At 65.6% G+C, this 22968-nt stretch carries 19 protein-coding genes; 12 read left to right on the top strand and 7 right to left on the bottom strand.

Annotated elements, in window-relative coordinates; translation table 11 throughout:
- The first annotated feature begins 62 nt into the window (after positions 1–62).
- Both ACQY5K_RS02465 and ACQY5K_RS02460 read left to right on the top strand, forming a co-directional pair.
- Positions 63–371, top strand: a complete 309-nt coding sequence (locus ACQY5K_RS02465; protein ID WP_428119750.1) for a helix-turn-helix domain-containing protein — start codon at positions 63–65, stop codon at positions 369–371.
- A 200-nt stretch (positions 372–571) separates the two neighbouring features.
- The gene (locus ACQY5K_RS02460; RefSeq protein WP_428119748.1) at positions 572–1183 is read left to right on the top strand and encodes a CPBP family glutamic-type intramembrane protease; all 612 of its coding nucleotides are present in this window, start codon (positions 572–574) and stop codon (positions 1181–1183) included.
- Between the two features lie 19 nt (positions 1184–1202).
- On the opposite strand, the gene ACQY5K_RS02455 is transcribed toward ACQY5K_RS02460, so the two are convergent.
- A complete protein-coding gene (locus tag ACQY5K_RS02455; RefSeq protein WP_428119746.1) occupies positions 1203–3503 on the bottom strand; it encodes an MMPL family transporter in 2301 nt (766 codons plus the stop codon).
- Between ACQY5K_RS02455 and cysS the strand changes: the two genes are divergently transcribed.
- Positions 3481–5127 (top strand): cysteine--tRNA ligase, encoded by a 1647-nt coding sequence (gene cysS / locus ACQY5K_RS02450; protein WP_428119744.1) that lies wholly within the window; start codon positions 3481–3483, stop codon positions 5125–5127. The two genes, ACQY5K_RS02455 and cysS, sit on opposite strands and share 23 nt — an antisense overlap.
- On the opposite strand, the gene nudC is transcribed toward cysS, so the two are convergent.
- The 3 genes from nudC to ACQY5K_RS02435 form a co-directional block, all read right to left on the bottom strand.
- On the bottom strand, positions 5124–5948 hold the full coding sequence (gene nudC, locus ACQY5K_RS02445; protein ID WP_428119742.1) for an NAD(+) diphosphatase: 825 nt from the start codon (positions 5946–5948) through the stop codon (positions 5124–5126). The genes cysS and nudC overlap by 4 nt on opposite strands.
- Positions 5949–6109: 161 nt before the next feature.
- Positions 6110–6775 (bottom strand): transcriptional repressor LexA, encoded by a 666-nt coding sequence (lexA, locus tag ACQY5K_RS02440; RefSeq protein ID WP_428119740.1) that lies wholly within the window; start codon positions 6773–6775, stop codon positions 6110–6112.
- Between the two features lie 159 nt (positions 6776–6934).
- A complete protein-coding gene (locus tag ACQY5K_RS02435; protein WP_428119738.1) occupies positions 6935–7672 on the bottom strand; it encodes a dihydrofolate reductase family protein in 738 nt (245 codons plus the stop codon).
- A 142-nt stretch (positions 7673–7814) separates the two neighbouring features.
- Here ACQY5K_RS02435 and ACQY5K_RS02430 point away from each other — a divergent pair, with 142 nt between their 5' ends.
- The gene (locus ACQY5K_RS02430; protein ID WP_428119736.1) at positions 7815–10739 is read left to right on the top strand and encodes a vitamin B12-dependent ribonucleotide reductase; all 2925 of its coding nucleotides are present in this window, start codon (positions 7815–7817) and stop codon (positions 10737–10739) included.
- Here ACQY5K_RS02430 and hemH read toward each other — a convergent pair.
- Positions 10736–13075, bottom strand: coding sequence for a ferrochelatase (gene hemH, locus ACQY5K_RS02425; protein ID WP_428119734.1), 2340 nt, complete (start codon positions 13073–13075; stop codon positions 10736–10738). The genes ACQY5K_RS02430 and hemH overlap by 4 nt on opposite strands.
- A gap of 159 nt (positions 13076–13234) precedes the next feature.
- On the opposite strand from hemH, the gene ACQY5K_RS02420 reads away from it, so the two are divergent.
- The 5 genes from ACQY5K_RS02420 to era all read left to right on the top strand — a co-directional run bounded on the left by ACQY5K_RS02420 (position 13235) and on the right by era (position 17348).
- Entirely contained in the window at positions 13235–13474 is a 240-nt protein-coding gene (locus ACQY5K_RS02420; RefSeq protein ID WP_428119732.1) for a DUF3039 domain-containing protein, read from the top strand.
- Between the two features lie 116 nt (positions 13475–13590).
- Positions 13591–14553 (top strand): PhoH family protein, encoded by a 963-nt coding sequence (locus ACQY5K_RS02415; RefSeq protein WP_428119730.1) that lies wholly within the window; start codon positions 13591–13593, stop codon positions 14551–14553.
- Positions 14516–15109: an rRNA maturation RNase YbeY gene (ybeY, locus tag ACQY5K_RS02410; RefSeq protein WP_428119728.1), complete on the top strand. Its 594-nt coding sequence runs from the start codon at positions 14516–14518 to the stop codon at positions 15107–15109. The genes ACQY5K_RS02415 and ybeY overlap by 38 nt, the downstream gene beginning before the upstream one ends.
- Positions 15106–16452, top strand: coding sequence for a hemolysin family protein (locus tag ACQY5K_RS02405; RefSeq protein WP_428119726.1), 1347 nt, complete (start codon positions 15106–15108; stop codon positions 16450–16452). The genes ybeY and ACQY5K_RS02405 overlap by 4 nt, the downstream gene beginning before the upstream one ends.
- Positions 16453–16466: 14 nt before the next feature.
- On the top strand, positions 16467–17348 hold the full coding sequence (era, locus tag ACQY5K_RS02400) for a GTPase Era (protein ID WP_428119722.1): 882 nt from the start codon (positions 16467–16469) through the stop codon (positions 17346–17348).
- 9 nt (positions 17349–17357) lie between these two features.
- Here era and ACQY5K_RS02395 read toward each other — a convergent pair whose 3' ends face one another.
- Positions 17358–19334, bottom strand: a complete 1977-nt coding sequence (locus tag ACQY5K_RS02395; RefSeq protein WP_428119720.1) for an ATP-dependent DNA helicase — start codon at positions 19332–19334, stop codon at positions 17358–17360.
- Positions 19335–19427: 93 nt separating this feature from the next.
- On the opposite strand from ACQY5K_RS02395, the gene uppS reads away from it, so the two are divergent.
- Both uppS and recO read left to right on the top strand, forming a co-directional pair.
- On the top strand, positions 19428–20150 hold the full coding sequence (gene uppS / locus ACQY5K_RS02390; protein ID WP_428119718.1) for a polyprenyl diphosphate synthase: 723 nt from the start codon (positions 19428–19430) through the stop codon (positions 20148–20150).
- 15 nt (positions 20151–20165) lie between these two features.
- Positions 20166–20885 (top strand): DNA repair protein RecO, encoded by a 720-nt coding sequence (gene recO, locus ACQY5K_RS02385; RefSeq protein ID WP_419923306.1) that lies wholly within the window; start codon positions 20166–20168, stop codon positions 20883–20885.
- Between the two features lie 88 nt (positions 20886–20973).
- Here recO and ACQY5K_RS02380 read toward each other — a convergent pair whose 3' ends face one another.
- Complete coding sequence (locus ACQY5K_RS02380) at positions 20974–21408, bottom strand: hypothetical protein (protein ID WP_428119715.1); 435 nt, start codon at positions 21406–21408, stop codon at positions 20974–20976.
- Between the two features lie 128 nt (positions 21409–21536).
- Between ACQY5K_RS02380 and ACQY5K_RS02375 the strand changes: the two genes are divergently transcribed.
- Entirely contained in the window at positions 21537–22895 is a 1359-nt protein-coding gene (locus ACQY5K_RS02375) for a glycine--tRNA ligase (protein ID WP_428122831.1), read from the top strand.
- Positions 22896–22968 lie beyond the last annotated feature (73 nt).

The following is a 22968-nucleotide window of genomic DNA, read 5'->3' as shown; positions in this document are numbered from 1 at the left end:
CACCACGATGTCGGCGGACGCCGACGGCTGAAAAGGCGCTGGTCGACCGATAGGAAGTTGCGATGATGGCCGAGGAGTCGACGGGGTTGGGAGACGAGCTCGAGCAGGTCCGTGACGACAGTGACGACTCGTATCCCGAGGTCGTCTGGCTGTCGACCCTCAAGGCGGCCAACCGAATGGGCATCACCACGCGAACTCTCTACCGCTTTATTGATCGAGGTGATCTCCCGGCGTATCGATTCGGCCGAGTGATCCGGCTCCAGCTCGCAGACATCGATCGTTTCGTGGAGCAATGCCGTGTCGAGCCCGGAAGCCTCGAGCACCTGTACCCCGAGGCGCGTCCGCAGGATCTCGAGGTCGACGAGGATTGAGCAGCGGCAGGCCCCCTGCGGGAGGGCCCGAAGATTCTCTGACGCCGCTAGGCGCGTGGGCCACAGTCAATCCAATCTTCGTCATCCGACCAGACTGGCGGCGTGCAGGGGCACCCCGGCGATGGCCGGCAGGACTCGGGCTGCTGTTTGTCACCGGGCTCATTGGCTCGGTCTTCGCGTACCAGATCTCAACTTTCGCGGTGCGCAGCGACTTCGAGAACACGCTTGAGACCACGCTGAGTGAGTACTCCCTTGCTGGACAGTTCGTGCTCATTGCACTGTTCGCGCCGTTGCTCGAAGAAGCGGTCTACCGGCTGGCTGTCTCGGCGCCGCTACGCCTGAGTGCGCTCGGCGCCGCTGGCGTCCTGGGTGCGCTGAGCTTCGTGGGGGGCGGCGTGTCAGCAGCCGTGGCCGCGGCAGTGTTCGCCTCCATCGCAGTGGCCGCATGTGTGTTGTGGGCTCAGGCACACGCCGCTGGAGGTGAAGCGACGAGATCTCTCGGGACAGATGCATCACCCCCGCAGACATGGCGCGCCCTCGTCGAGCGCTGGTGGGCGGACTCACCGCAATGGCCGGTGTGGTGTTCGATCGCAGCCTTCGGCTTGGTGCATCTGAACAACTTCGAGGTGCAATGGTCGGTTGCCGCAATCGTGAGCGTTCCATTGGTTGTCAGCCCGCAGTTGTGGCTCGGCCTGATGTTCACGATCGCTCGTGTGCGCTATGGGTGGTGGGCAGGCGTCGGCTTGCATGCCACGCACAACCTCGCAGTCTGGGGCTTCGACACTGCGCTCAACGGGGGGGTGCTGGCGTAGCGGTGGCAGCCAGCGCGCCTCAGATCGTCGCAGGCTCGGCGTGGATGTACTGGCGTGGCGGAAGACTCTGCTCGCCCTCGATGTCGAAGCGCGGCAGCCATTCCAGCCAGCGGGGGAACCACCAGTTCGTATCGCCCATCAGGCGCATCGACGCCGGCACGAGCACGGTGCGCACGATGGACGCATCCACGGCGATTGCTGTTGCGAGGCTGAGGCCCAGCATCTTGATCGTCGGATCGGGATTGCTCACGAAGCCGACGAACACTGCGATCATGATGAGCGCAGCCGAGGTGATGACCCGTGCGGTGTTGGCGATGCCGCTGATCACGCTCTGGTTGTTGTCGCCGTTGTGTATGTACTCCTCCTTGATGCGGCTCATCAAGAACACCTCGTAGTCCATCGACAGCCCGAACAGCACCGCGAAGGTGAACATCGGGATGAACGACACAATCGGCACTGGCTCGGCCATGCCGATGAGACTGAGGCCCCAGCCCCAATTGAACACTGCGACGAGGACACCGTACGCGGCGCCGATCGACAGCAGATTCAGAATTGCTGCCTTGAGCGGCACCAGAATCGATCGGAACACCAGGATCAGGAGCAAGAAGCTCAGCACAATTACGGCTGCGATGAATACGGGCAGGCGAGCCGCGACGCGACCGGCAACGTCGGCAAAGGTTGCGGTGCCGCCGCCGACATGCACGGCATCGGGCCGCTCCAGCACTGCGGGGAAGATCTCGGTTCGCAGCCGCTCCAGGGTGTCGAACGTGGTGGTGTCCTGCGGTGATGTGGTCGGGAAGGCAGTGAATGTGGCCGCGTTGCCGACTGGGGAGAAGTGAGTGGGTGACACGGCGACGATGCCAGGGTCGGCCGCAACCGCGGCCGAGAGCTGCGCAAGTTCGGCTGCGTTGGTGCCGGTCGTATCTGCTGCAATGAGCAGTGGCCCGTTGAAGCCCGGGCCGAAGGCCTCCCCGAGCAGGTCGTAGGCCTGGCGGTGAGTGCTCTCGGGGTCCTCGTTGCCCTGATCGGGAAAGCCCATGTTGATCCACAGCACCGGGGCTGTCAGCGCCACCAGCACAACGAGAGTCACGATGCAGTACTTGATCGCGTGGTTCGAGACGTGAGTTCCCCACCGTTGCCAAACGGCATGCACCTCGATTGTCCCAGCAGAGCGGTCACCCGAGGCGGACAGCGACTGGACTCGCTCGATGTGGAGTCGGCGTTGTCGCCTCGGGAAAATGCGTATACCCACCCACCCCAGCAATGCGGGCAGGGCGGTCACCGACGCGGCGACCATCAGCACCATGATCGCCGAGACCGATACTGCAGCGGCAGTCATGAACGGAATGCCTGCCATGGCGAGCCCGAGGATCGCAATGATGACGGTGCCGCCTGCAAAGATGACTGCCAGCCCAGCTGTGGCGTTGGCGCGACCGATAGCGTCCGTGACGGTCAAGCCTTCTCGCAGGCCCTCTCGGTAGCGGGTAACGATGAACAGGACGTAGTCGATGCCGACCCCGAGGCCGATCATCGATGCCATGCTCGGCGCGAAATCGGGCACCGGCAAACCGATCGCCACGAGGCCCATCACACCCATCACCCCGATGATGAGGCCGACCAGCGCTACGCCGATGGGCAGACTCATTGCCACCAAGCTGCCGAAGGCGACGAGCAGGATGATCACGGCCGCCAACAATCCGGCCACCTCGCCGATTCCGGTATCAGTCTCGCGGGTCTCGATGTAGATGGTGCCGCCGTACTCGACGCGCAGCGTGGCACTGCCGAATTGTTCGATCGCCGCGTCGCCCGCCGCCTCGAGACGTTCGACCAGCTCACGGGACGTCTCGAGATCGGGATCGAACCCGACCGTGATCAGGCCGATCGTGCCGTCGGCATTGACCGAGTTGGCGCTTCGGGCCAGCGCATTCGCCGAAGCTCCGAGAGCTTCAGGGTCCGACCCGTTGATCCCCACGATGACCGGCTCAGCTTGCAGACTGGCGCGCAACAGAGCGATCGCGACGGTTTGGGGGGGATCGGCAAGCTGGGACCCCGGAGGTGCCTGCACGACAACTTGCGCTTGAATCCCGGCGTCGGTCGGGAACTCGTCGCGCAGCAGGTCGTGCGCGACCTGACTGTCGACTCCCGGCATGTCCAAACCTCTGGTCAGCTCTGCGCCGAAGGCCTGGTTGAGCGAGATCAGTGCGATCGCCGCGACGATCCACACGAGCATCGTCCGCCATCGATACGTCGCACAGCCGCGGCCGAGCCTGTAGAGGAATGCTGACACGTAGCCAATTATGACCATAAGCCGACTCGCCATGGCGTCAATCCCCGCTGAGCCCGAGCGTCGGCACCGGAGCATTGGCACCAGAGCATCGGAGATTGCGGCCCGACGGTGTGCAGTTGCAGGACCACAAATCAGGGGCTCGCCCGAACGGCCGTCAGTACCCTTGCAACCCGTTCCGGCATCCCTTCGCGACGCGGGCCAACCAGACATGACATTGCAGATCTTCGACACGATGAGGCGGCGCAAGACCGCCTTCGCCCCGCGCACGCCGGGCGAGGTGTCGATGTATGTCTGTGGTCCGACCGTTTACGACGTGCCGCATCTAGGACACGGGCGCACTGCGCTGACCTTCGACACGATTCGGCGGTACTTCGAGTGGTGCGGTCTTACCGTCACGTTGGCGTCGAACGTCACCGACATCGACGACAAGATCGTCGCCCGGGCGCAGGGCGAAGGCCGCGCCGAGGCTGATGTCGCCGCGGAATTCACCGCTGCGTACGACGAGCAGATGCGACGCCTCGGCGTGCTCGCCCCGCATTCCCAGCCGCACGCCACGCACTTCATCTCCGAGATGATTGACGTCATCGACACGCTCGTATCGATGGGTGCCGCGTACGACATCGGCGGCAAGGGCGTCTACTTCGCGGTCGAGGCCGCGCCTGGGTACGGGCGACTGGCGGGCCGGACTCTGTCGCAACTCGCAGACGACGCCGGTGCGCGCGTCGAAGTGGACCCCGACAAGCGGTCGCCGCTGGATTTTGCGCTGTGGAAGGCGGCGCGGCCGGGAGAGCCGCGCTGGGCGACACCCTGGGGCGACGGGCGGCCCGGTTGGCACACCGAATGCGTCGCCATGTCGCTGGCGGCGCTCGGCCCAGGCTTCGACATTCACGGTGGCGGGGATGACCTGGTGTTCCCGCACCACCAGAACGAGTGGGCGCAGGTCACCGCATCGGGCGAGCAGTTTGCGCGCTACTGGGTGCACAGTGCGATGGTGAACGTCGGCAGCCAGAAGATGGCCAAGTCGTTGGGCAACTTCACCAACTTGGCTGAGGCCATCGATGCCGCCGGTGCGCGCGCAGTTCGCCTGCTGGCGTTGCAGACGCACTATCGGCGAGCGATGGAGATGGGCTCCGAAGCCCTCGAGGCCGCCCGCAACGCGGTGGGCCGGCTCGATGCCTTCGCTCGCCGGATGGCTGGAGCGGGCGTCGCCGCCGAGCGTGACATCGGAATAGGGCGAGCAGACATCGAGGCCGTCTCGATTGGACATGTAGACGTCGACGCCGTTGCGTCTTTCGTCGCTGCGATGGACGACGATTTCGCCACACCCGCAGCGCTCGATGTCGTCTTCAGGCTTGTGCGCAGCGCGAATACAGCGCTTGACGAGATGCGACGCTCCGATGCCGAACGAGCAGCGGGCACTGCGCTGGGGCTGCTCGCTGTGCTCGGCATCGAGGTCGACGAAGGTGACGGTGATTCCGCAAACGGCGATCACCTCTCTGACGCCGAAGTGGAGCTAATGCTGGCCCGGCGTTCGGAAGCCCGCGCCGCCCGGGACTTCGCTGCAGCAGATCAGATTCGCGACGACCTCGCAGCGGCGGGTGTCGTCGTGTCTGACGGTGCGACTGGCGCGACATGGCATCGCGTAAGGGATCTCTAGGCGGTCTCAGCGCTCCGGCGCAGCCAGTCTTCGATGAGCCAGCCCGCGATGGACATGCCTCCGCGAGGACACGGCGGGAGGTCATCGGCGGTGTACCAGCTGGCCTCGATGATCTCGTCGGGGTCGATGAGGATCTCGCCTGACTGCCAACTGCAAGTGAATCCGCACATCAGCGAGTGCGGGAACGGCCACGGCTGGCTGCCGAAATAGCGGACGTCGGCGACTTCCACGCTGACTTCCTCGCGGACTTCTCGAATCACCGCATCTTCGAGGCTCTCGCCGGGCTCAACGAAACCCGCAAGGGCGCTGAAGAAGCGTCCAGGGAACTGTCGACCCCACGCCAGCAGGATCTCGTCGCCCCGCTCGACGAGGACGATCATCGCAGGACTGAGCCGCGGGAAGGCCATGTGCTTGCATTCAGGGCACGCCTTGCCTCGATCGGCAACGTTGGTTTGGGTCGGTGTTCCGCAGCGCCCGCAGTAGCGGTGAGTGCGCTCGAACTCGACAATCTGCGATGCACGTCCGGCGATCTGCCAGTGCTCATCGGGGATGCGCCCGTACAGCTTCCGCAGCGGCACAGGTTCGAGATCACCCTCATCGAGCGCAGGCTCACCGGCAGGGTCCATATCGACCGCCCAGACTCCGATGCCGTCGAGGACTCCCAGGAATGCGCCGGCGTCTGAGCCGTCGCCGATCGGTGCCTGGGAGCGGTGACACAGCCCGCCGCCCGGTTCGGCGAATACCGTCCCGGCTCGAATGGGAATCCAGATCTTGACGGACATGTCCAATTCGGGCGGCGGCTGGGTCAGCACGGTGAACACCGCTCAAGTTGAGCACACCGCACCTTGTGGTCGCTGTGACGAGGATCTCGATCCCGTCGTGTCAGCTCCGTGCGGACCTGGCGCTAGGGATCCGCGGCTCGAAGCGGCGCTGTGTCCGATGGTCCGCTGCTAGACGCGGCGCTGTGTCCGATGGTCCGCTGCTAGACGCGGCGGATCACCGTTACCACTTTGCCGTAGATCGTCACGTCGTCTGCGGGTCGCACGATCGCCGCGTGCTCGGAGTTGGCGGGCTCGAGCACGATCTCGTCGCCGCTCGGTCGGTATCGCTTGACAGTTCCTTCGTCGCCATCGATGCCCGCTACCACGATGTCACCGGGCTCGGCATCGGGTTGATGCCGAGCAACCACGTAGTCACGGTCCCAGATTCCGGCGTCGATCATGGAGTCGCCTCGGACTCGCAGCATGAACAACTCGCCACTGCCGGTGAAATCGGCGGGCAAGGGCAAGAGTTCCTCGACGTTTTGTTGCGCCAGAACATCGGTGCCCGCCGCGACATCGCCGATGAGTGGCACGTGACGAGTAGGACGGCGCTCGCCCTTGACGCCGGTCTGCCAGTCAAAGTTCACGATCAGCGCGCGGGGGCGCGATGGATCCCGGGTCAGCCACCCGTCGGCTTCGAGGGCACGCAGGTGCCGGTGCACAGTGGCGGGGGAGCTGAGATTCACTGCAGCACCGATCTCGCGAACCGACGGCGGATAGCCACGCTCGCGCTGGGTGTGGTCAATGAACTCGAGCATGGCCTGCTGCCGCTTGCCGAGGTGGGCGACCCGTTGTTCTGCAGCGCCGCCGCCGTCAGTCATCTGCATCTCAGTCCTCCTTGGTGGTGCGGCTGCCTGGCGAGATCGACGCCGTCACAGCAGCACCTGGCGCTCCCAGTTGCGGAACTGTTGTTCCACCGAGCGACGTTAGCAACAAATGTTCGACAGTGCGCGCATTTGTTCGTGCGTCGAACTCGCTTCAGTCGATCACGACCGGCGACGGGAGCGGATCCAGCGCATGAACAGCACGTCGCCGTCCGCCATTACTTGGTCCACATCGAATCCGCGTGGCGAAACGGTATCGGGGTGACCGCTCGCTGAGCCGGCGATGCGGGGTGCGGATCCTCCAATGGCGAGCGGCGCGATCGTCAGATTGATTTCATCGACGAGGTCGGCCGCGAGCAAGCTCGCGTTCAACTGCGGACCGCCCTCGCACAGCACGACGCGTGCTCCCTGTTCGGCAAGGTGCATCAGCGCGGCGTTGAGGTCGACAGTGTCAGTGCCCGCTTCGAAGACTTCGGCACGGCCAGCGAGACCCGCCTCAACGGCGGGGCCGGCCTCGGCTGTGGTCACGATGAGCGGGACTTGCGTGTTCGCGCCGGTCCGTCGTGCTGCGAACAACGGAAGGCTTGGATCGATGCTCCCCGAACCGCTGACGATCGCGAGGCGTGCCGAACTTCGGCGAGGCGGGCGGTAACGCTCGGAGTTGGCGGTCCCGGCGCCGACGAGGATGACATCGGCCGCTCCTCGCAGCTCAGCGAACATCTGCATGTCGGCAGGGCCGGACAGACCGCCGGACAGACCGTCGACGGCTGCCGCGCCGTCGATGCTGGCGACCATGTTGAGCATCAGCCAGGGACATCCGTTGAGAGGCTCACGCGAACGGATCACGGCGTGATGCGCGTCCACTTCGTCGGCCGGTCGCGCCGGGTACAACCGATGCACCCGGCGAGTCTGCCATTGTTCACTTCTTCGGCCGCTGCTGAGGTGACGCACTCATTCACAGGGGCTGTGGATAACTTGGACGTACAGACTTGGACACTGTCATCCACAGTGTCGGTTGCCTATCCACAGGAATTTCCCCAAGATGATCCCGGCGTTGCACACTTCCGGTCCACAGGAGACCAGCCGTAAGGTTCCCAAAGTGCATGATGCTGCGCCATCGACAGGCTTGCGGCTGCGGCGTCACTTCACCACCGTCGGCACTCATCGCTACGACACGGTCCGGTGGGAACGCCGCGACGCCCTCATCACCAACTCTGGCGACGGCACAGTGGCGTTTGCTCAGCCTGACGTGGAGTTTCCGCAGAACTGGAGCCCGACCGCAGGAAATATCGTCGCTCAGAAGTACTTCCGAGGCACGCTTGGCACCCCTTCTCGTGAGAGTTCGCTTCGTCAGGTCATCGATCGCGTGGTCTCGGCGATCACTCAATGGGCGATCGCCGACGGCTACTTCGATTCGCCCGAGGCCGCGGATGTCTTCGAAGCCGAGCTGACGTGGTTGCTGGCGCACCAGCGGGTCGCCTTCAACAGCCCGGTGTGGTTCAACATCGGCGTCGAGGGCGTGCCGCAGCAGGCGTCGGCCTGCTTCATCCTGTCGGTCGATGACGACATGGACTCAATTCTTGATTGGTATGTCACCGAAGGCAGGATCTTCAAGGGCGGTTCTGGCGCAGGTGTCAACCTGTCGGCCATCCGGGCATCGTGCGAGCTGCTCTCCGGCGGCGGGGAAGCGAGCGGTCCGGTCAGCTTCATGCGCGGCGCCGACGCATCCGCGGGAACCATTCGCAGCGGGGGCAAGACCCGTCGCGCGGCCAAGATGGTGCTGCTCGACGCGGACCACCCCGACATCGAGGCGTTCGTGTGGTGCAAGGCGCGCGAAGAGCGCAAGGCCCGAGCGCTGGCGTCGTCCGGTTTCGACATGGACCTCGACGGCGCAGATTCGTTCTCAGTGCAGTACCAGAACGCCAACAACTCGGTCCGCCTGTCCGACGAGTTCATGACTGCGGTCGAGGAGGACTCGATCTGGAAGCTGCGCGCTCGCACGACCGGGGAGGTGACCTCTGAGCTGCCGGCTCGTGATCTGTTTCGCCAGATCGCACAAGCAGCATGGGAATGCGCCGATCCGGGGGTGCAGTTCTCAACGACGATCAACAGCTGGCACACGGCGCCGGCACACGGACCGATCAATGCCAGCAACCCGTGCAGCGAGTATCTGCACCTCGACAACTCAGCGTGCAATCTCGCCAGCGTGAACCTGCTGCCCTTCTTCGCAGACGGTGCAGCCCGCGCCGACGGCGATGGCGACGGCACTGAATTCGACATCGAGGGCTTTCGCCAAGCGGTTCGAATCACGTTCATCGCGCAAGACGTGCTCGTGAGCCACGCCGACTATCCGACCGAGCTCATCGGGCAGACGTCTCGGCAATTCCGTCAGCTCGGGTTGGGGTTCACGAACCTGGGGGCGCTGCTGATGGCGGCCGGCGCTCCGTACGACTCGACGCAAGGTCGCACACTCGCGGCGGCGGTCACGGCACTCATGTGCGGCGAGGCGTATGCGACCTCAGCTGATCTGGCGGAGCGACTGGGGCCTTTCGACGGATATGGCGCGAACGCTGCTGCGACGCTTGGGGTGCTGAAACGGCATCGCTGTGCGCTGGAAGACGTCGAGGCGGCAGCAGAGCAAGGGCTCGGTGGCGCCGATCCGCCCACGCCGCGGCGCAACGGGCACGACGCCCTCTCCCGCAGCGCATTGAGTGAGCTTGCGGCTGAGATCTCCGTGGCGGCACGCACTCGATGGGATGCTGCGGTAGCGGGTTGTGAAGCCCATGGCGTGCGCAACTCACAGGCAACGGTCATCGCGCCCACCGGCACGATCTCGTTCATGATGGATTGCGACACCACGGGTATCGAGCCCGATCTGGGCCTGGTGAAGCACAAGAAGCTGGTTGGGGGCGGCGACCTCCGCATCGTCAACTCGACGGTCCCGATCGCACTCGCCCGGCTCGGCTATTCGCAAGCGCAGATTGCTGACATCGAAACACACATCTTGGCCACCTCGCACGTCGCGGGCGCCCCGCATCTGTCGGCGGAACACTCGGCGGTGTTTGCATGCTCGATCGGCGAAGGTGCCATTGCCCCCGAAGGCCACATCGAGATGATGGCTGCGTGTCAGCCATTCGTGTCGGGGGCGATCTCCAAGACTGTGAACCTGTCGGCGAGCGCCACGGTCGACGACATCGAATCACTGTTGCGACACTCGTGGAAGCTGGGGCTCAAGGCTGTTGCGATCTATCGCGACCACTCCAAGGTGGGCCAGCCCCTCTCCGTCGGAGCAGCCGACATCGCATCGGGTTTCGCCGCTTCGGCGAGCGATCTCGCGAGCGTTGCGGCGTCGCACGCGGCACCCCGACGTGAACGACTGCCTCGCAGCAGACGGTCGCGAACGTTGTCGTTCCGGGTCACGGACTGCCACGGCTTCATGACGGTGGGGGAGTACGACGACGGAAGGCCAGGGGAGATATTCCTCATCGTGGCGAAGCAGGGCTCGACGCTCGCCGGGATCATGGACGCATTCGCCATCTCGGTCAGCCACGGGTTGCAGTACGGCGTGCCGCTGCGTTCCTACGTCGAGGCGTTCACCAACATGCGCTTCGAACCCGCAGGGCTCACCGACGATCCCCAATTGCGGATCGCGACGAGCATCGTGGACTACATCTTCAGGCGACTCGCGCTCGAATACCTGCCCCTCGACGAGCGGACTGAACTCGGTGTGCTCAGCGTTGACGAGCGCACCGAACCGCCCCTGCCGGGGCTCGAGAGCGCCTCGGTTCCCAGTGCGATCGGCGCCGAGCCGACTGCGGACCCGCCCACGCATCCGAGCGAGGTCTCTTCGTACCCCAGCATCGGGTACCGCGATGCGCCGCTGTGCATGACCTGCGGCGACCGTATGGTCCGCGCGGGCTCGTGCTTCGCATGCCGCTCCTGCGGTACGACGAGCGGCTGCGGCTAGGCCCGGGTTCGGATCCCGCAGCAGCCGGCCGCGCAGACGTCGGGCCGAGGGCCCAGGTCGCCGAGTGCAGGTCGATCATCACGCAGCCCGGCGGTTTCCTCGACGAGATCCGCCAAGGCAGCAACGAAGAGCGGATGCGTGCCGACAGCGGGAGCACGAACCATGGTGAGCCCTGCGCGGCACGCGGTGGCGCGGGCGCGGGTGTCGAGGTCGACGATGACCTCCATGTGATCGGACACGAAACCCAGGGGCATGACGAGAACGCTGCGGCACCCTTGCCGTGCGAGCTCAACGAGGCGATCGTTGATATCGGGTTCCAGCCACCGCACATGCTGGGGTCCGCTGCGGGACTGGTACGCCACTTCGACGTGGCCCTCCAGCCCGGCCAGGTCAGCGACGTTCTCGGCTGCGTCGACGAGCTGCGCCTCGTAGTCACAGGCTGCCGCCATCGACAGCGGCAGGCTGTGTGCAGTGAACACGGTGTGCACGCCGGATCCGAGGCGTGCGCCGTCGAGGGCTTCACGAATGCGGTGCGCGGCCGCGCCCACGAACCCCGGGTGATTGCCATAGACGCGCACCCGGCTCAGCCGTGGCGCGTGCGGTGTCCCCGCAGCTGCTTGCTCGAGATCCTCGTTGTACTGGCGGCAGCCCGAGTACGAGCTGAATGCCGATGTCGTCACGACGGCGGCGTGGTTGCGGTCCTCGAGTGCCATCTGTCGCACGGTGTCACCAAGCAATGGATGCCAGTTGCGGTTTCCCCAGTAACAGGGGATCTCGTGGCCACGCCGGTCGAGCTCGATTGACAGAGCGTGGAGCAGTTCGCGATTCTGGGCGTTGATCGGACTCACGCCGCCGTGGCGCATGTACTGCCGCGCGACGTCGGTGAGCCGCTCGGAGGGGACGTCGCGGCCTCGTGTGACGTTGTGCAGGAACGGCATCACATCGTCGGGGCCATCTGGTCCACCGAACGACAGCAGCATGACGGAGTCGACTTGCCGTGGCCCCATCGCTGTCGCTGTGGTGACGAGTCCGCTGATGGTCGCAGGGGGGGCCGAGCCATCGCGCCCCGCCGCCGTGGGTGTTCGGGGAGCGGACGATGCGGTGGGGGATTGTTCTGCGCTGCCGACAGTTTCCAGCGGAACCGCTGGCGTACGGGCAGTAGCGACGAGGAGCGGCACGGACGCCAAGGCTGTGCACATCGCAGCCACGATGGCCACGCTGAAGCCGTAGCTGTCGATCAGCAGGCCGGCTATGGGGGGTCCGACGAGCCCGCCCACGCCGGCCGCGGTGTACAGGGCACCCAGCACGCTGCCGAGACCAGTCAGGCCGAACAGCTGTGCTGCAACTGCCGGGGAGAGCGCGATGAAACCGCCATAGCTGCTGCCCATCACGAACGTGAACACCACCAGAGCCGTGAAACTGTCGTCGGCGAACAACCAGATCAAGTAGCTCAACCCCATCACCGAATAGGAGATCTGGTACAGGCGCATCAGCGGAAGCACCATGCCGAGGGCACCAAGGCCGAGCCGTCCCAGCATCGAGGCCAAGCCGATATTCGCGATGAGGAACGCTCCGCGGGTGCCACCGCCATCGGTCACGTATTTGTCGATGAAGACGATGGGTATGAAGAGGCTGGCGCTCAGCAAGAGCATCGACAGGTAGAGCCGAGTGAAGCGGCGGTTGTGCATTAGCCGTCCCATGGACGGCAGATCGCTTTGGGGTGCAACATTGGGCGGTCGGCGCGCACCCACGGCGGCCACCAGCAGCAGGCCGGTCGCCACGATGGCCATGACCTGATAGGTGTCGCGCCAGCCGTAGTCCGCGACGAGCCGCTTGACGACGGGTGCCCCGACCAACTGCCCGAGTCCGATGCCGGCCACTGCGACGCCGAGGGCGGACGTTCGATGCCGTTCGAACCATCCGCCCACAGCAGACACCATCGGCACGTAGGCACACGCGACGCCGAACCCCACACCGAGCCCGTACGTGGCGATTCCGACCCAGATGTTGTTCGCGAGGCTGGTTGCCCACAGGCCGGCGCCGAACGCGACCGCGCCGGCCAGCAGGACACGCCGCGGCCCGTAACGATCCCCGAGGCGCCCGGTGAAGACTCCGAGCACGAAGAAGGTGAATGTGGAGATTGAGAACAGCAACGAGGTCAGGCCGGTCCCGAGCCCGAATTCGGTCTGGATCTCGGCGAGGACGACGCCGAAGCTGTACGCCACACCGAAGACCGCGAAGGTCGCCAGTGCGGCTGAGAACACCACCGTCCAGCCGGCCGCCGAGTCGATCTTGCTGCGCCCCGTGGCGATGGGAGGCGTCGCGTTGCGGCTCACATGCAGCCCTTCGCCGCGCCGGCCGGCCGCCGGCGCAAACGCGCACAATACCGCCGCGGCGTGCCGCCATACTGTGCGGCAGACTCGACGCCAGAGCCGAGCGAGCTCAGTCGAGCGGTCCGCGGATCCAAGTCGTCATAAGCGAGCGGAAGGCGCGAGGTGGGCACAGAAACCGTTGTGGACTCGCCTGAGAGCGACACGCTCGTCGATGAGCGCCCGAGCGACGGTGCCCACGACCGCTTCTCCCACTATGTCGACAAGGTGCAGCTCACTCGTTCCGCTGTGACGGGCGAGGCGGTCATTGCTCTGTGCGGCAAGCGGTGGGTGCCGACCCGCGAAGGCGAGCGCTACCCGGTGTGCCCGGCGTGCAGGGAGATCTACGCAGGCCTTCGATCCTGATCCGCGTACGTGGCCGATCAAGCGCCGATGAGCGCGACTAGCCTTGCGCCCATCGTGATTGTCCGATCCGTCGGCGCCTCCAAATGCCGTCTTGGCGCATTGAGCGCCCGAACCCTGTGACCGACACGCAAGTCCGGGTCCACGTTCCGGGAAATCATCTCATGGTCGGCGTGCTGGGCCAGCGCGACGAGCACTTGCGTCTGGTTGCAGATCACTTCGCTGATGCCGACATTCACGTGCGAGGCAACGAGATCACCGTCGAAGGGGCGAGCGCGACTGTCGTCGGGCAGGTGTTCACCGAGCTCGTTCAGGTGCTTGAGGCTGGCCAGCGACTCGAGCCCGAGATGCTGGGCAGGGTCATCGACATGGTTGAGGCCCACGAGAGTCCCAGCGACGTGCTCTCAGCTCCGATCGTCCGGGCGCCCAACGGCCGTGTCGTCCGCGCTAAGAGCGCTGGCCAGAAGCACTACGTGGAAACAGTGCGGTCCAACACCGTGACCTTCGCCGTGGGGCCTGCGGGCACGGGCAAGACCTGGTTGGCGGTCGCGCTGGCCGTGGACGCTCTGATGTCCAAGGCCGTACGCCGCATCGTGCTCACACGACCCGCGGTCGAGGCGGGCGAACGCTTGGGCTTCCTGCCCGGGGACCTGATGGCGAAGATCGACCCGTATCTCGCACCGCTCTACGACGCTCTTTACGACATGCTTGATGTCGAGACGGCCGCCAAGCTGCTCGAGCGCAAGACCATCGACGTCGCCCCCCTTGCCTTCATGCGCGGGCGGACGCTCAATGACAGCTTCATCATCCTGGACGAGGCACAGAACACCACGCCGGAGCAGATGAAGATGTTCCTGACGCGCATCGGCTTCGGCTCCAAGGTCGTCGTGACCGGCGACCGAACACAAATCGACGTGCCCGGCGGCAAGAGCGGCCTGATCGACGTGGAGCAAGCATTGGACGGGATTGAAGGGCTGGCCTTCGCGATGCTGGGACGCCGAGACATCACCCGCCATCGCATCGTCGGCGACATCGTCGCTGCCTATGACCGACGTGACGCGGAACGCAACGGCAGCGCTTGACGCGTCTGTGCCGATCCGTCCCGACGACGTCTCGAGCGGGTACTCGGTGCTGCTGGCGAATCGCCAGTCCGATGTGCAGCTCGACCTGACGCGTTATCGCAGGCTGGTGCGCCACGTCCTGGCAGCCGAGGGCGTTCGCAGGGATGCTTCCACGGCGGTGAGCTTTGTCGGATGCAGCGAGATGGCGGAGCTCAACGAGTTGCACATGGGCCATCAGGGGCCGACTGATGTCCTCGCCTTTCCGATCGACCTCGCGCCTGCTGGCGGCGCTGCGGACCGCTGCGAGGTCTCGAACGCCGCGGATCCGTTCGACGGCGCGGCAGGCGGAGTCCTGGTAGGAGACGTAGTTGTGTGCCCTGCGGTGGCGGCGACAAACGCAGCCGCTGGGGAAAACCCTCGGCGGGGCCATGACGGCACCGTGACTGCGGAACTCGATCTGCTCGTCGTCCATGGGCTCTTGCACCTGCTCGGCATGGATCATGACAAGCCAAAACACGCTGCCGCCATGCGTGAACGGGAAGCAGAGCATCTGAGCGTGCTGTGGGCCACGCCGTGAATTGGGTACTCGGCGGTATCGCAGCAGCCGTGCTGCTTGCCGCCGCAATGTTCTTGCGCATGGTCGAGACCACGTTCGTTCGCCTCGGGCGCGCGAGAGCGTCTGGCCTTGACGAAGCCAACGGCAATGGCGACCGCAGCAATGGCGACCGGGCCAAGTCGCCCGCTCGTGCAACGTTGCAGCAACTCGTCCAAGACCGAGAGCTGGTGCTCGGCCCGGTGTCATTGCTGCGCGTGCTCGCGCAAGTGACCGTCGTGGGCGGTGTCACCTGGACCGCGGCGGTCCGAGTAGGTGCGGCAGGGGTCGTCGCTGCGATGGGAGTTGCAGCCGCCGTGCTCTTCCTGGTTACCGAGGCAGTGCCGAGGCGCTGGGGCGTCGAGGCCAACGACCGCATGGCGCGCATCCTCGCGCCGACGGCTCGTGCGCTCAGTCGAGCCGCTCCGATTGTGTGGCTGTCCCGATTGCTCGCCGCTCCGGCGCGAGCACTGGGGCCAGCGACAGCCGACGACGACAGTGGCGAGGTGACCGAGGACGAGCTGGTCGCGCTGGCTTCCGCTGCCGCCGAGGCGCGTCTCATCGAGGACAGCGAGGCCGCGCTTATTGGGCAGATCATGGAATTGGGCGACACGATCGTGCGCGAAGTGATGGTCCCCCGACCCGACATGGTCACTGTCGGGCTGAGCGACAGTGTGACCGACGCATTGGAGACGGTGATCGCGTCGGGCTTCACGAGACTGCCGGTAGCGGGAGACAGCGTCGACGACTTGCGCGGCATCGTGTTGGCGAAGGACCTCGCAGCCGCGTATATGCATGGTGCCGACGGATCCGCGCACGCCGGCCTCGGATCGACGAAGGCGAACTCCCCCGACGACGCCACCGGTGCATCGGCGACATGTGAGCAGGTGTTACGGCCTGCCACGTTCGTCCCTGAGACGAAGCGGGTAAGTGACCTGATGCGCGAGATGCAGGAGTCGAAGTCGCACCTTGCGATCGCGGTGGACGAATACGGCGGTGTGGCCGGGCTGGTGACGCTCGAGGACATCATCGAGGAGCTGGTCGGCGAGATAGTCGACGAGTTCGACGCTGACGAGGCCCTCGTCCAGGAGCTTGGCGACGATCGCTTTCTGTTCTCTGGTCGGCTGCCCGCGGGCAGACTGGCTGAGGTTCTGGACTTGCGGTTGCCAGACGGCGACTGGGACACCGTCGGCGGATTGGTACTCGATCGCGCCGGCCATGTCCCCGAACCCGGGGAGACCATCGAGCTGGACGGGTGGCGCTTGTCGGCGCTCGAAGTCGAGGGGCGCCGCATCAACCTCGTCGAGGCACGGCGAGGCCCCGCGTAAGCGCGGGTTCGGCAATGCGGTCGGGATTTGTAGCGCTCGTGGGTCGCCCGAACGCGGGCAAGTCCACGTTGCTGAACTGCTTGGTGGGCGCGAAGGTCAGCATCACTTCGGCGAAGCCCCAGACCACACGCATGCGTGTGATGGGCGTCTGCCATCTGCCAGACGCCCAGATTGTCTTCGTCGACACGCCTGGCGTCGCCAAGCCGGTCACGTCGCTCGGTGAGCGCCTCAACGAGACGGCGCGCGCTGCGGTAGCGGAACTCGAGCCAGCCGACGTGGTCTGCATGGTCCTCGACGCCACCGCACCGCTGGGCCGTGGGGATCGCCGGATCTGGGAGTCGTTGCCTGAGGACGCAGCGACAGTGATCGCTGTGACCAAGTGTGATCGTGCGTCACGTGCGCAAGTGGCATCGCAACTGTCCGAAGCAGCCGAGCTGTCCGCAGATGCCTATTTTCCCGTCTCGGGCCTGACCGGCGAGGGCACAGATGCCTTGCGGGACCACCTCGTAGCCGGGCTTGGGGAGGGTCCCGCATACTTCCCGACCGAGTCGGTCACGGATCTCTCGCAGGCCTGGCGCATTTCTGAAGCGGTACGAGAGCAGCTTCTGGCGCGCCTCGACGATGAGCTTCCCTACAGCATCGCGGTGCGGGTCACCGAGTGGGAGGCTCGTCGAATTCGTTGTGACATCGCGGTCGAACGAGAATCGCAAAAGGGCATCGTGATCGGTCGGGGCGGGCGCATGCTGCGCGATGTCGGGACTGCGGCGCGGCGCGAACTCGGCCTCGACGGTATGCACCTCGAGCTGCGCGTGCGCGTCGAACCTGACTGGCAACGCACCCCCGACGCAGTGGCGCGAATGCTCGCCCCCCCGGAGCCTTCGGATCCGGGGGATTGACACGACTGATCAAGTTGGGTCCTGGTCGCGGATGGCAGCAAGAAACTCGACTGCCTCGGCGCGGTCGACCGTGCGAGGCATCGGCGGCAGCGGGTCGAGCAGGCGGGATCTGTAGCGGGCGGTGGCCAGACGCGAGTCGAGCACCGCGACCACGCCGCGGTCGGTCATCGTGCGGATGAGGCGGCCGACGCCCTGGGCCAGCAGGTCTGCAGCGTGAGGAACGTCCACCGACATGAACGCGTCCTCGCCCGCTGCCTCGCGGCGCGCCTGATGGAGCGGTTCGTTGGGCCGGGCGAACGGGAGCCGGTCGATTGCCAGCAGCGACAATGCGGGCCCGGCGATGTCCACGCCCTGCCAGAAGCTCATTGTGGCGCAGACAACGGTTGCGGCGTTCGCCGACAGCGCATCGAGCAGAGCCAGATTTGTCAGCCCGCCGCCCTGTCGCAGCACAGTGATTCCGCTCAGGCGCTCTTCGAGCGCATCGGCTGTGTCCCGCAGCGCTCTCCAGCTCGTGAACAGTGCGAGTGTGCGACCCCCGGCCGCGGAAACCAAGTCGGCGAGCTCGTCTGACGCCAGCGCACGAAACACTTCCGATGTCGGAGCGGGAAGATGCCGGGCGCAGTACAGCAGCGCGTTCGAGCGATAGTCAAACGGGCTGTCGACAGCGAGGTAGGTGTGGTCATCGGCGGGCACGCCGAGACGCTTGAGGTAATGCGGTCCCAAGGTGGCACTGGTCAATATCGACGCGCGCTCGCCCCACAGCCTGCTTGCCAGCAGGTCGCCGACATCCAGCGGGGCGAGGCGAAGGCGCGGTTGGACTCGACCGTCAACGAGGATCACCGTGCCGTGTGGCGGGTCGGCGGCCAGGCGTAATGACGTCAAGGTTTCCGCAGCAATCCGGCCGACGCGCAGCCGATCGAGGTCCTTGCCGTCGCCTTCACCGCCTGCGGTGCGTATCTCGGCGGCGAGCTGTTCGACCCGACCGTCGGCCGCCTCGAGGATGATCGCGAGGTCGCCGGTGATCGCTCCGAGCAGCGTGTCGCGCCGCGGCTCGAGTTCGCTGGTCAACCGCGGTGCGATGTCCGCGACTGCGTCGACAACGCTGCGGGCAACGCCGACAGAGCGCGCCTCGGCCGCCAGGCGCGTGAAGCCGGCGGGTGTCAACTCTGCGCCCGCGACTTGAGTGATGACAGGTTCAAGCTGGTGCGCCTCGTCGAAAACGACGGCGTCATGGGGGCCGAACAAGAATCCGTCACCGAACAAGTCGATGCAGTACAGGTGCTGGTTGGTCACCACGATGTTCGCGCGGGCCGAACGGGCGCGAGCGTCCTCGGCAAAGCAGCGGTGTCCCTGGGGACATGCATCGGTTCCCACGCACTCGGTGCTGTTCACCGACACCGAGGCCCACACATTCCGGTCGGGTTCGACGGTGAGCTCAGCGCGGTCGCCCGTACGAGTCCGCTCGGCCCAGCGGTTGATCTCGTCGAGCTGTCGTCGGCGCGTGATCTCGACAGCCGTGACTGTGGCCGCGCTGTCGGAGATGTGGAGTTGCGGTTGGCTGCGCTGTTCCTCCCACCGATGCCGGCACAGGTAGTTGCTGCGGCCTTTGAGGACTTCGGTGCGAAGCGGTCGGCCGAGGCGCTCGCTGAGAGCATCCGCCACCAGAGGAAGGTCCTTCGTCACGAGCTGGTCCTGGAGCGCGAGCGTGGCCGTTGCGATCACCACCCGATTGCCCGCTGCCGCCGCGAGCGCCGCGGGAATCAGGTACGCCAGGGACTTGCCGACGCCTGTGCCGGCTTGGCACAGCAAGGTGGTGCCGTCGGCGATGGCCGCGGCAACAGCGCCCGTCATCTCGACTTGACCCGGTCGCTGCTCGCCGTTGTTGCCGAGCACTGCGATCGCGTCGTCGAGCGCTTCGAGCACGGTTGCGGTGTCGAGACTCGGCGCTCTGGCAAGATCCCACGGCTCGTCGGCCGTCGTGCTCATGGGCGGCTCCGATCGGTCGGCTCTCGCGGTCGTCCACGGTACGAGGGCCGTGACGCAATGGGGGTCGGCGGCGAGGGTTCTACCCTGCGCAGTGTGAACCGGCGTCTCGATCCCGATCCGCGGCGGCTGCCCCGACATGTCGCCTGCGTCATGGACGGCAACGGGCGGTGGGCTCAATCGCGCGGGCTGGCGCGCACGGAAGGTCACACGGCGGGGGAGGACGCACTGATCGACACGGTCGAGGGAGCAGCCGACATCGGGCTCGAATGGCTGACCGTGTACGCGTTCAGCACCGAGAATTGGCGCCGCCCTCCGTCAGAGGTGCGCTTCTTGATGGGCTTCAACGAGTCGTTGCTCGAACGTCGCAGCCGTGAACTGCATGAGAAGAACGTGCGCATTCGCTTTGTCGGGCGCCGCGATTCCCGCGTTCCGAGGCGCACTCAGACGCGAATCGACGAGGCCATTGAGTTGACCGGAAACAACACGGGGCTGACGTTCACGGTGGCCTTCAATTACGGCGGCCGTGCCGAAATCGTGGATGCCGCTGCCGCCCTGATTCGTGATGGCGTCTCAGCCGCCGACGTCGACGAGGCTGCGCTGGTACGCCGTCTGTATGACCCTGAGATGCCCGACGTCGATCTCGTAATTCGGACGTCGGGCGAGCACCGGGTCTCCAATTTTCTGCTGTGGCACATGGCGTACAGCGAGCTGGTGTTCACCGACACGCTCTGGCCTGACTTTCGGCGCGGCGATCTCTACAACGCCATCTGCACATACCAAGCCCGCGACCGGCGCTTCGGCGGCCTGAACTGCTGAGGGAGGTCCCGGCCGATGCAGTACCGGGACCGCGGGGTGGTGCTCCGCACGATCAAACTCGGCGAAGCAGATCGCATCGTCACGATCATCACGGCATCGAATGGCAAGGTACGTGCCGTCGCGAAGGGTGCACGACGCACTCGCAGCCGCCTCGGAGGGCTGATTGAGCCGTTGCGTCACGTCGACTTGCAGATGTACCGCGGACGAGGCGAGCTCGACATCGTCACCGGCGCAGTCACCTTGGACCGTTGGCCCGAGGTGCGGGAGGATTTGGAGCGACTGGGCAAGGCCATGACGTTGGCCGAGGCCGTCGATCAATCGGTCCATGACCGGGGCGACGATCCGGTGCCGTACCAGATGCTCGTTGGGGCGCTGGGCCGCCTCGACCAGGCCGACTCGGACATGCTGGTTCCTGCCTTCTTGCTGCGCTTGCTCTCACACGAGGGCACGGCGCCCATGCTCGACGGGTGCGTCATGGCGACCGGCTGCGAAGGGGCCGCCATCGTTGCATTCGATCCCGCACTCGGCGGAGTGACGTGCGAGACGCACCGTCGCGGCCGGCCGATGTCACCGGACGCGCTCGCACTGCTCCGAAGCGTCGCGGCTGGCCAGGTAAACGCTGCGCTCGAGGCACCGACCGGGCCCCACGCGCGAGAGGCCGCGGCAGCGATCAGTCGGATGTGGGAGTACCACATGGACCGGCGCCTGCGAAGTGCCGATCTGCTCGATTCGTAGCTGAGGTCGAAGCTGTCGATCCCATCGCTACGGTTCGGCGGCTGCGAAGTGCTGACCTGCTGGACTCTTAGCGGAGTGTCGTTGCGACTCAGCGCAGGAGTCGCTTGCGGCCTTGGTTGCCTGACGCGCCTGCGTGCAGTCGCTTGAAGCGCTTCTCTGCTCGCGCGTCGGTGCTGGAGCGCCACCACACGGTGCCGCGCCATGCAGCACCGGCGAATGCGAGCAATGCCAGCACCACCTGGGTGCGCGCAAGACCGCCGCACAGAGGATGCGGACTCTTGTGGGGCACGTACGCCGCACCGGTGGAGTCGGCGGTGACGTGAGCGGTTTTGACCCTTGCTCGCACGTCGTCCAAGTCGACATCCGGCGGGGCCAAGCTGAGCAGCGGCATCCGGCATGTCCAGTCGACCTCGTCCGCTGCGAGGCCCTCGTACGGCCCGCTGAACACCGGAATCGGCGTCAGCAGAGCCATCACTCCGAGGAAGGCGCACAGCGCAACAACTGTGGTATCGCGCAGCTTCATCACCGCGAGCCTAACGAGGGACCGCGATCGGACTGGTCGAGTCCGAAAGCCCATGTGGTGGGGCCGGAAATTGCCGACTGTCCCCGCAGAGACGCTGGGTACCCTTGCCGCTCATGTCCCAGCAGGTGATGTCCGCTGAAGGAGACGCCCCAACGGGTGAGAATCCTGGCGCGCAGACCGATCCGTCCCTTTTCGACAAGGTCGTCAATCTCTGCAAGCGCCGCGGCATCGTTTTTGGCTCCGCGGAGATTTACGGCGGATTCCGCAGCGCCTACGACTATGGGCCGATCGGTGCCCAGCTGCTGCGCAACGTCAAGGACGCCTGGTGGCGCTCGATGGTGCAACTCCGCAGCGATGTGGTCGGCCTTGATGCCTCCATCTTGAGCCCGCCACAGGTCTGGGAGGCCTCGGGTCACCTGAGCAATTTCACCGACCCGCTCGTGGACTGCACCTCCTGCAAGACGCGCCATCGTGAAGATCAATTGGAAAACCCCGATCAGTGCCCGAAATGCGGTTCGCGCGACACGTTCACTGAAGCCCGTGCCTTCAATCTGATGTTCCGCACACATGCGGGACCGGTTGAAGGCGCCGGCGCAGAGGTGTATCTGCGTCCCGAAACGGCGCAGGGCATGTTCGTGAACTTCAAGAACGTTCTCGAGACCAGTCGCAAACGTCCTCCATTTGGGATCGCCCAGGTCGGCAAGTCGTTCCGCAACGAGATCACTCCAGGCAATTTCGTCTTCCGCACGCGCGAATTCGAGCAGATGGAACTGGAGTTCTTTGTCCCACCCGACGAAGCGCCGCAGTGGTACGAGTATTGGCTCGCGGAGCGCTACCAGTGGTACCTGGACTTGGGCATTCCGGCCAGCCACTTGCGTCTGCGCGCTCACGATGACGACGAGCTCAGCCACTATTCCAGCGGCACGAGCGACGTGGAGTTCCTGTTCCCGTGGGGCTGGGGCGAGCTGGAGGGCATCGCCAACCGCGGCGACTACGACCTGCGCCAGCACGCTGAGCACTCGGGCCACAAGCTCGAGTACTTCGACCAAGCCAGCGGGCAGCGGTATGTACCGCACGTCATCGAGCCGGCGGCGGGGGCGACTCGATCGCTGATGGCGTTCCTTACGGCCGCGTATCGGCAAGAGACGGTGAACGACGACGTCCGTACGGTGCTCGGGCTGCATCCACAGCTCGCGCCATTCAAGGTCGCCGTCCTCCCGCTCTCACGCAAGGAGCCGCTGACTGCGCTTGCCGCGGAGGTGCTGGCTTCGTGCCAACTGCACTGGATGTGCGACTACGACGAGACACAGGCGATCGGTCGCCGATACCGCCGCCAGGATGAGATCGGCACGCCTCTGTGCGTGACAGTCGACTTCGAATCCCTCGATGACCGTTACGTCACGGTGCGTGACCGGGACACGATGGCTCAGGACCGAGTGCCGATCAACGCGCTGGTAGACCATCTCGGGAGCCGCTTGAACCTGTAGCGGCCAAGGGGGGACGATGAGCCGGCTCTGTGCGGGAGAGATACCGCGGTGAGCGCAGCTGACCGAGCGCCGC

The organism is Candidatus Poriferisodalis sp., from assembly GCF_965262965.1.
Lineage (GTDB): Bacteria > Actinomycetota > Acidimicrobiia > Acidimicrobiales > Poriferisodalaceae > Poriferisodalis.
The sequence above is the reverse complement of the archived record's forward strand: the minus strand, read 5'-3'. Positions and strand labels throughout refer to the sequence as shown.